We start from the raw sequence: 1,819 nt of genomic DNA, 5'->3' as shown, positions 1-1,819 counted from the left end.
CTGAGCGCCGCGTCGACCACGCGGCGCGCGGCCGGCGGCAATGTCGGCTTCGGCCCGGGCAAGCAGGCTGAAACGTGAGTTCAGACGATACTCAAGGCCCAGGGAAGCCGGAAAAACCAACTGCCAGCTTTGGTGGTCGGGCAAATAGAACAGATGCGTGAGCTGCAGCCCCGCCTTGAGCAGAAAACGGGGCGACGCTGTTGCAACAGTGGGGGTAGCTGCCACTTCAGTAGTGGCAATTGGTTCCAGAGGCGAAGCTGCCTGGATTGCCTGCGCTGCGCCTGGGTTGGGCTGGCTTAGCAAGGCCAGTACCAGGCTCGCACTTGCCACTGTTCGACCCAGCCGAAGATGGGCTGGCATGCAAACCGAAAAATTGCGTGAAGCAGCGAAGGCCATCAGAAGTTATTGCTGATTTGCAGTGATTCAGCAATATACGGCAGCGTGCAAATGGCTACAAGCCCGGGAGGGCGAGTGGCGGAATCGGCCAGCTCAGTGCGCGATGGGCTTAGCCGGGCAGTGGGCTGAGGCGGTACAGCACGGGCTTGCTGGGACTGGCATCAAGCTCCAAGCTGGTAATTTGGAGGTTGAGCAGGTACAAGCCGTCGGCTACCTCATCGGGCACGAAGATGAGCTCGGTGATGGTGGCGGCACGGCGCGGCGCGGCCGGGTACTGCCAGAAGGCGTGGTGGGCCAGCAGCTGGCCGCCGTCTTCCTCGCGGTCGACGCTGGGCAGGTCGAGTAGGAAGTGCTCGATGCCGTACTCGGCCAGGTATTCGGCCAGGGCGGGCTCGACGTACGTGGGGTTGGTGCCGGAATACTGGCGGTGGCGCTTGGCGGGGTCGTTGGGCAGGGTGCGCAGCACGAGGGCTTCGGGCAGAGCGCGGTCGGGCTGGGCCATGAGGGCGGCCTGCACGTCGGCCAGCAGCACCACGAGGTCGCCGTTGGGCTGAGGCACTGGGGCCACGCTCACCACGCGGGCTACGAACAAGAAGCGGCGCAGGCACTGGTTGAGCGTGATGGCCGGGTCGGGCGAGATGTGGCCATAGCATTCGGTGTGCGTGCCGTTGCCGTGGGGCGTGACGTGGATGCGCTGGTAGTTGGTGCTGCCGCCCAGTGCTACGCTGCCCACGAAACTGCCCACCCGAATGGTGTCGAACTGCACGGGCTCGGCCCAGAAGCAGTTCACCTGGTTTGCGCCGGGAGCCAAGGGCAGGGAAATATCGAGCGGCGCAGCAGGGTCGAAGGTGTAAGTGCGGCCGGCGAAGGGATAGGTGGGAAGCATGGGCAGTAGTTCAGTTTGCAATGAGCAATGAGCAATGAGCAATGAGCAAAAGAACGTCATGCTGAGCGCAGTCGAAGCATCTCTAAAGCGTGAGTAATCTATGGTGTCAGGCAACGAAGCGGTAGAGATGCTTCGACTACGCTCAGCATGACGTTCTTTCTCTTAAACGCCTACGGGCCTACTCACCACGCTCAACTTCTGCCGCCAATGCTATCAGAATCCGGCTGATTTCGGCGGCGCGGCTGATGATGATGAGGTGGCCGCCGGGTAGTACATACTGGCTGTGGGCCGCGCCGTGGGGCAGCAGCCGGTCGTGGGTGCCGTGGATGCGGACGGGGAGCATGTCGGGCCGGCCGGGCCATTGCAGCAGGCGGGCAATAGCCCAGCGCGTAAAATCGGGGTCGGTGTCGCGCAGAATCTGAGTGAGCAACTGGCGGTCGCGGGCATTCTTCACCCCAAAAAACCAGCTGGCCAGCGCCGGCAGCCGGGGCAGCAGCTGCGGCGGCAGCAGCCGGTAGAGGCCGGTAGCGCGGGCCA

Annotated in this window: 2 protein-coding genes and 1 pseudogene; all 3 read right to left on the bottom strand. The window is 63.6% G+C overall.

Features of this window, described 5'->3' with window-relative positions; genetic code table 11:
- Positions 1-396, bottom strand: a 396-nt coding sequence (locus tag ACYVDE_RS21595) for a hypothetical protein (RefSeq protein ID WP_460503603.1), incomplete at its 3' end; no start/stop codon positions are given.
- Between the two features lie 109 nt (positions 397-505).
- Positions 506-1,282, bottom strand: coding sequence for a cyclase family protein (locus ACYVDE_RS21590; RefSeq protein WP_460503602.1), 777 nt, complete (start codon positions 1,280-1,282; stop codon positions 506-508).
- A gap of 178 nt (positions 1,283-1,460) precedes the next feature.
- A pseudogene (locus ACYVDE_RS21585) lies at positions 1,461-1,819 on the bottom strand (alpha/beta hydrolase); the annotation flags it as partial.

The sequence above is a fragment of the Hymenobacter agri genome, from assembly GCF_054778495.1.
This window is presented reverse-complemented; position numbering and strand designations above follow the sequence as displayed.